Origin of the sequence: Klebsiella sp. JB_Kp004, from assembly GCF_040065795.1 — a bacterium.
In the GTDB taxonomy this organism is placed as follows: Bacteria; Pseudomonadota; Gammaproteobacteria; order Enterobacterales; family Enterobacteriaceae; genus Klebsiella; species Klebsiella quasipneumoniae.
Genome location: NZ_JBEAKW010000052.1, coordinates 77,147 through 83,705, shown reverse-complemented (window position 1 = coordinate 83,705; position 6,559 = coordinate 77,147). Strand labels below are relative to the sequence as shown.

7 protein-coding genes and 1 tRNA gene are annotated in these 6,559 nt (G+C 55.3%); 6 read left to right on the top strand and 2 right to left on the bottom strand.

The genetic code is table 11. The annotated features are described in order from the left end of the window. Positions 1 to 106 precede the first annotated feature (106 nt). Positions 107 to 182, top strand: a tRNA-Trp gene (locus ABLX76_RS24675). A 108-nt stretch (positions 183 to 290) separates the two neighbouring features. Here ABLX76_RS24675 and hdfR read toward each other — a convergent pair. Then, complete coding sequence (gene hdfR / locus ABLX76_RS24670; protein ID WP_065883598.1) at positions 291 to 1,112, bottom strand: HTH-type transcriptional regulator HdfR; 822 nt, start codon at positions 1,110 to 1,112, stop codon at positions 291 to 293. Between the two features lie 118 nt (positions 1,113 to 1,230). Here hdfR and ABLX76_RS24665 point away from each other — a divergent pair, with 118 nt between their 5' ends. Beyond that, positions 1,231 to 1,569 carry a DUF413 domain-containing protein gene (locus ABLX76_RS24665; RefSeq protein WP_004886877.1) on the top strand — a complete coding sequence of 113 codons (339 nt, stop codon included), beginning with the start codon at positions 1,231 to 1,233 and terminating at the stop codon, positions 1,567 to 1,569. Positions 1,570 to 1,593: 24 nt separating this feature from the next. On the opposite strand, the gene ABLX76_RS24660 is transcribed toward ABLX76_RS24665, so the two are convergent. Beyond that, on the bottom strand, positions 1,594 to 3,114 hold the full coding sequence (locus ABLX76_RS24660) for a YifB family Mg chelatase-like AAA ATPase (RefSeq protein WP_032454493.1): 1,521 nt from the start codon (positions 3,112 to 3,114) through the stop codon (positions 1,594 to 1,596). Between the two features lie 354 nt (positions 3,115 to 3,468). Here ABLX76_RS24660 and ilvL point away from each other — a divergent pair, with 354 nt between their 5' ends. The 4 genes from ilvL (at position 3,469) to ilvE (ending at position 6,554) form a co-directional block, all read left to right on the top strand. Beyond that, positions 3,469 to 3,567, top strand: coding sequence for an ilv operon leader peptide (gene ilvL / locus ABLX76_RS24655; protein WP_001311244.1), 99 nt, complete (start codon positions 3,469 to 3,471; stop codon positions 3,565 to 3,567). A gap of 140 nt (positions 3,568 to 3,707) precedes the next feature. Then, positions 3,708 to 5,354 carry an acetolactate synthase 2 catalytic subunit gene (ilvG, locus tag ABLX76_RS24650; RefSeq protein ID WP_023291544.1) on the top strand — a complete coding sequence of 549 codons (1,647 nt, stop codon included), beginning with the start codon at positions 3,708 to 3,710 and terminating at the stop codon, positions 5,352 to 5,354. Further along, positions 5,351 to 5,608 (top strand): acetolactate synthase 2 small subunit, encoded by a 258-nt coding sequence (gene ilvM / locus ABLX76_RS24645; RefSeq protein WP_004886870.1) that lies wholly within the window; start codon positions 5,351 to 5,353, stop codon positions 5,606 to 5,608. The genes ilvG and ilvM overlap by 4 nt, the downstream gene beginning before the upstream one ends. Positions 5,609 to 5,624: 16 nt before the next feature. Next, on the top strand, positions 5,625 to 6,554 hold the full coding sequence (gene ilvE / locus ABLX76_RS24640) for a branched-chain-amino-acid transaminase (RefSeq protein ID WP_002883171.1): 930 nt from the start codon (positions 5,625 to 5,627) through the stop codon (positions 6,552 to 6,554). The last annotated feature ends 5 nt before the right edge of the window (positions 6,555 to 6,559 follow it).

The following is a 6,559-nucleotide window of genomic DNA, read 5'->3' as shown; positions in this document are numbered from 1 at the left end:
ATACCTGCCTGTCACGCAGGGGGTCGCGGGTTCGAGTCCCGTCCGTTCCGCCACTTATTTAACATTAAGCCTGCTCAGATAGCAGGCTTAGTGGTAAGAAAACTTTAGGGGCGTAGTTCAATTGGTAGAGCACCGGTCTCCAAAACCGGGTGTTGGGAGTTCGAGTCTCTCCGCCCCTGCCATTTATAAGAATCCTTTGCTCAGGCAAAGGATTTTTTTTATCTCTACTCTCCATCTGCAATATCCCTGTTCAAAATACCTTGCTTCTCTCCGTCCATGGAGAGTACCGCTTATTTCAGGATAGGGCTTTTCAGGATCTCGTGGATCTGCGCCTGCTTATCGCTATTTTGTAACCAGATCGCATAGAGTGGGCGGGAAAGCGTAGCGCTGTCCATGACCGTATGTAACCCATGCTTCTCTTTGGCCCAGCGAACAGGTAGCCAACAGCAGCCGTTCAGGCGTGATAATTGCTGGTAGATCAATTCAGCTGAAGAGGTAGTGAGCAGCGGAACATCATCGCTTCCTATCAGACCCACTTCGTTTTGCTGAAAATCAGGCCCCCATTCAAGGCGCAAGTAATTCAATTCATTTCTGTTTTTTGCAGGCGATGCGCAATACAAGGCAAGGGTAAAATTACCCAACAGCTGGCTGCTTAATTCATCCATCTTCGGCGATTCGGTGGTGATCAGCAGATCCAACTGGCGTTCATGAAGCTGTTTAACCAGCGACTGCCGCTGTGCGATACGCGCTTCAAACTGGAGATTGTAAGGTGCGCTGTAGAGGGTGCCGAGCCAGCCGTTAAGCATGCATTCCCACAGCGAGGCGCTGGCTCCGATGGAGAATTCATTATGTCGCGAAGAGTGTGCGACCTCCTTGCGCGCAGCCTGCCAGGTATTCATTAACGTTTCGGCGTAAGGCAGGAGCTTTTCTCCGGCCGTCGTCAGGCGAATGTTATTACGATGTCGGGTGAACAGGTTCACACCAAGTTGATTTTCCAGCTGACGAATACGAAAGCTGACCGCTGACTGCGTCAGGTAAAGCGCCTCTGCTGCTCGCCCAAAGTGACGAGTTCTGCTCACTTCCAGGAAAGTCTTGAGCAATTCCGTATCCACACCGTTCTCCACAAAATTATTTGTCGTGATGATTTAAATGTTTTGTTTGACGCTCTGTCAAGCGTAACTAATACTCCGCGCCATAAATAGCTCGGCCAAAGAATCAGGAGCGTGTAGGATGGCGGAAAGCTTTACGACGACTAATCGTTTTTTCGACAATAAAAATTATCCACGCGGGTTCTCCCGTCACGGTGATTTCACCATCAAAGAGGCGCAACTGCTGGAACGTCATGGTTATGCCTTTAACGAACTGGAACTGGGTAAACGCGAACCTGTTACCGATGATGAAAAACAGTTTGTCTCGGTGTGCCGTGGTGAGCGTGAGCCGGTAACGGAAGCAGAACGCGTATGGATTAAGTATATGGCGCGCATCAAGCGGCCGAAGCGTTTCCATACCCTTTCCGGCGGCAAACCGCAGATGGAAGGCGCTGACGATTACACCGAAAGCGATGACTAAGAAAAAAGGGCGTAAGCCCTTTTTTTACGCCATCATTTTCTGCAGATGGTTTAGCATCCGGTCTATCGCCCGATAGCTGAGCGCCTCCTGCAAATGACGGCGTTCAATCTCTTCAGCCTCTGCCAGATCGGCAATGGTTCTCGCCACCTTTAACAGACGCTGCCAGGCTCGAATAGAGAGCCCCAACTGCGTTAGCGTCTGTTCCAGCCAGACAGCGTCCTCCCGCCGTAAGTGGCAGCAGCTCTTCATTTCACGATTCTCAAGATGAGCATTGAGCTTATTTTGCCTGAGCATTTGCCGTTCGCGCGCCGCCAGCACCCGCTGCCGGACCGTTGCGCTAGACTCTTCGCCCTGCGTGCCCTGGCTCAGTATCCCTGGCGGCGGCAGCGGGATCTCTAAGGAGAGATCGAAGCGGTCAAGGAAGGGGCCTGACAGACGTCCCAGATAACGTAATGTCTGCTCAGGCGATGTACGATTATGTTTGCCCTGATAATGCCCTGTCGGGCTTGGGTTCATCGCCGCGATAAGCTGAAAGCGCGCCGGATAGTCAATTTTGGCGCGCGAGCGTGATATGTGGATCTTGCCTGACTCAATGGGTTCGCGCAGCGCATCCAGTACACGCCGCTCAAACTCAGGCAGTTCATCAAGAAACAGCACGCCATTATGGGCCAGGGAAATCTCACCGGGGACCGGTATTGAGCCGCCGCCCACCATCGCTGCCAGCGAGGCGCTATGGTGAGGCGCGCGAAACGGCCTCTGACGCCACCGGGTCTTCGCGGTATGCAGATTGACCAGGCTCTGAATGGCGGTGCTCTCCAGTGCTTCCTGATTGCTTAATGGCGGCAGGAGACCGGGTAGCCGGCTGGCAAGCATGGTTTTCCCGGTGCCGGGCGGGCCTATCAGGAGCAGGTTGTGACCCCCGGCGGCCACAATCTCCAGCGCTCGTTTTCCCTGCTGCTGGCCGATAACATCGCGCAAATCTTCGCCGCGTTCATCAACAATAGGTGCCTCGGCAAGAGGCGGTGAAAGCGATGTCTGCCCCGCGAGAAAAGCGCACACCTCCTGCAGATGGTCGGCGACCAGGCAATCGCTGCCGCCGATCAGGCCGACCTCAGCCGCATTATCAGCGGAGACGACGATACGCCGGCCGGCTTTGATGGCCTCCATTGCGCTGGGGATCGCCCCTGGAACGCCACGTAACCCACCTGTGAGGGCGAGTTCGCCCACAAACTCATAGTGATTCAGTCGCGTCGTATTGAGCTGCTCTGAGGCGACGAGAAGCGCGAGAGCGATAGGCAGATCGTATCGTCCGCCCTCTTTAGGTAGATCCGCTGGCGCCAGGTTAATGGTTATTTTCTTCGCAGGGAAAGCGTAGCCGCTGTTGATCAGGGCGCTACGGACCCGGTCACGGGCCTCTTTCACGGTAGTCTCCGGCAGTCCGACCATAGTCAGGCCGGGCAGACCGTTGCTGAGATGAACCTCGACAGTAATCAATGGCGCTTCGATACCGAGCGCCGCGCGAGTATAGACGATGGCGAGCGACATAAAACCTCCTGTACCAGGCAGGATTATGGCTGACCTGTGGTAAAGCGGGAGCGGTAATAGTGAGAATTTAGGACCATAAATCCATACTTTTCGCGCTATATCGTTACATTTAGCCGAAAATGGAATTTCGCTCGCAAAAGAGAGTGGCGTGGGAAAGGCACGCGCAAAAGCGCGCGTCAGGCGAGAGAAAACTGAATTTTTTTCATTTCTCATTTTTTTCATATAAAACAATTATTTTTGTCGAAACTGTTAGGCTGCTCAGCAACGGAGATATAAAAAAATCTTGTGTTTTATGTGATGTCTGTGGTACCTCTTTAGGTATTCCTTCGAACAAGAAGCCAGAAAGTACAGAAAATGACAGCCCTTCTACGAGTGATTAGCCTGGTCGTGATTAGCGTGGTGGTGATTATTATCCCACCGTGCGGGGCTGCACTTGGACGAGGAAAGGCTTAAGAATCAAGCCTTAACGAACTAAGACCCCCGCACCGAAAGGTCCGGGGGTTTTTTTATAACTGAAATAACCTAAGCGAGGAGCAGATGATGACTTTTAGCATAAAATTCTGTTTCTCCCGATTTATGACGGGGAACTAACTATGAATGGCGCGCAGTGGGTGGTACATGCTTTGCGGACACAGGGGGTCGACACCGTTTTTGGCTATCCGGGTGGCGCAATTATGCCGGTTTACGATGCACTGTATGACGGCGGCGTGGAGCACCTGCTGTGCCGGCATGAGCAAGGGGCAGCCATGGCGGCCATTGGTTATGCGCGAGCAACCGGTAAAACCGGAGTGTGTATCGCGACCTCCGGCCCGGGCGCGACCAATCTGATCACCGGCCTGGCGGACGCTTTGCTTGACTCCATCCCCATTGTCGCCATCACCGGCCAGGTGGCCGCGCCCTTCATCGGCACGGATGCGTTTCAGGAAGTAGACGTTCTCGGTTTGTCACTGGCCTGTACTAAGCACAGTTTCCTCGTGCAGTCTCTGGACGAGCTGCCGCGGGTCATTGCTGAAGCTTTCCAGGTGGCAAACTCAGGCCGTCCAGGCCCGGTGCTGGTTGATATCCCTAAGGATATTCAGATGGCGCAGGGCGATCTCGATCCCCATTTCTCTACGGTCGCCGATGAGATGGCATTTCCGCAGGCGGAAGTGGCTCAGGCTCTGCAGATGCTGGCTCAATCGCAGCAACCGATGCTGTATGTTGGCGGCGGGGTCGGCATGGCGCAGGCGGTACCGGCGCTGCGTGAATTTCTCGCCGTAACCCGGATGCCAGCGACCTGCACTCTGAAAGGGCTGGGCGTGGTGGACGCCGATTACCCGTATTATCTCGGCATGCTGGGAATGCACGGCACCAAGGCGGCCAACCTGGCGGTACAGGAGTGCGATCTGCTGATCGCCGTCGGCGCGCGCTTTGACGATCGCGTGACCGGCAAGCTCAATACCTTCGCGCCGCATGCCAAAGTGATCCATATGGACATCGATCCGGCGGAGCTGAACAAGCTGCGCCAGGCGCACATCGGTCTGACCGGCGACCTGAACCGCTTGCTGCCGGCGCTGCAGCAGCCGTTAGCTATCGATGGCTGGCGCGAGCGGAGTGCCGCGCTGCGTGCCGATCACGCCTGGCGTTACGATCATCCCGGTGAGGCAATCTACGCGCCGCTGTTGCTGAAACAGCTTTCCGACCGCAAGCCGGCGGACAGCGTGGTGACAACCGACGTTGGCCAGCATCAGATGTGGTCGGCTCAGCATATGACCTATACCCGCCCGGAAAACTTCATCACCTCCAGCGGCTTAGGCACCATGGGCTTTGGCCTGCCGGCCGCCGTTGGCGCCCAGGTGGCGCGCCCTAACGATACAGTGATCTGTATCTCCGGTGACGGCTCCTTCATGATGAATGTGCAGGAGCTGGGCACCGTTAAACGCAAGCAGTTACCGCTTAAGATCGTATTACTCGACAACCAGCGGTTAGGGATGGTTCGACAATGGCAGCAGCTGTTTTTCCAGGAACGTTATAGCGAAACCACTCTGACTGATAACCCTGATTTCCTCACGCTGGCCAGCGCCTTCGGTATTCCTGGCCAACACATCACCCGTAAAGACCAGGTTGAAGCGGCACTCGACACCATGCTTTCGAGCCAGGGGCCATACCTGCTTCATGTCTCAATCGACGAACTTGAGAATGTCTGGCCGTTGGTGCCGCCCGGCGCCAGTAACTCTGAAATGCTGGAGAAATTATCATGATGCAACATCAGGTCGCTTTACAGGCACGTTTCAACCCGGAAACCTTAGAGCGCGTGCTGCGCGTTGTCCGCCACCGTGGTTTCCAAATCTGCGCAATGAACATGGAAACCGCGGCGGACGCACAGAACATAAATATCGAATTGACCGTTGCCAGCCCGCGGCCCGTCGAATTACTGTTTAGTCAATTAAGCAAACTGGTCGACGTTGCCTGCGTCGAGATCCAGCAACCCACATCACAACAAATCCGCGCCTGAGCGCAAAGGAAGAAAAATGACGACGAAAAAAGCTGATTACATCTGGTTCAATGGCGAGATGGTTCCGTGGGGCGAAGCGAAAGTTCATGTGATGTCCCATGCGCTGCACTATGGCACCTCGGTATTCGAAGGCATCCGTTGCTATGACTCGCACAAAGGCCCGGTGGTGTTCCGTCATCGCGAACATATGCAGCGTCTGCATGATTCAGCCAAAATTTATCGTTTCCCGGTCTCCCAGAGCGTCGACGAACTGATGGAAGCCTGCCGCGAAGTCATTCGCACCAATAATCTGACCAGCGCTTATATCCGCCCGCTGGTGTTTGTTGGCGATGTCGGCATGGGGGTAAACCCGCCTCCGGGTTACAACACTGACGTGATCATCGCGGCGTTCCCGTGGGGAGCCTACCTCGGCGCAGAAGCGCTGGAGCAGGGGATCGATGCAATGGTCTCTTCCTGGAACCGCGCGGCGCCGAACACCATCCCGACGGCGGCGAAAGCCGGCGGCAACTATCTCTCCTCGCTGCTGGTTGGCAGCGAAGCGCGTCGCCATGGCTACCAGGAGGGTATCGCCCTCGATGTTAACGGCTATATCTCGGAAGGCGCAGGCGAAAACCTGTTTGAAGTGAAGGACGGCGTGCTGTTCACCCCGCCGTTTACCTCTTCCGCGCTGCCGGGCATTACCCGCGACGCCATCATCAAGCTGGCGAAAGATCTCGGTATTGAAGTCCGCGAGCAGGTATTGTCCCGTGAATCCCTGTACCTGGCGGATGAAGTCTTCATGTCCGGCACCGCGGCGGAAATCACCCCGGTACGCAGCGTGGATGGCATCCAGGTCGGCGCAGGCCGTCGCGGTCCGGTTACCAAACGCATTCAGGAAGCCTTCTTTGGCCTCTTCACCGGTGAAACAGAAGACAAATGGGGCTGGTTGGATCCGGTAAGTAAGTAATTAAA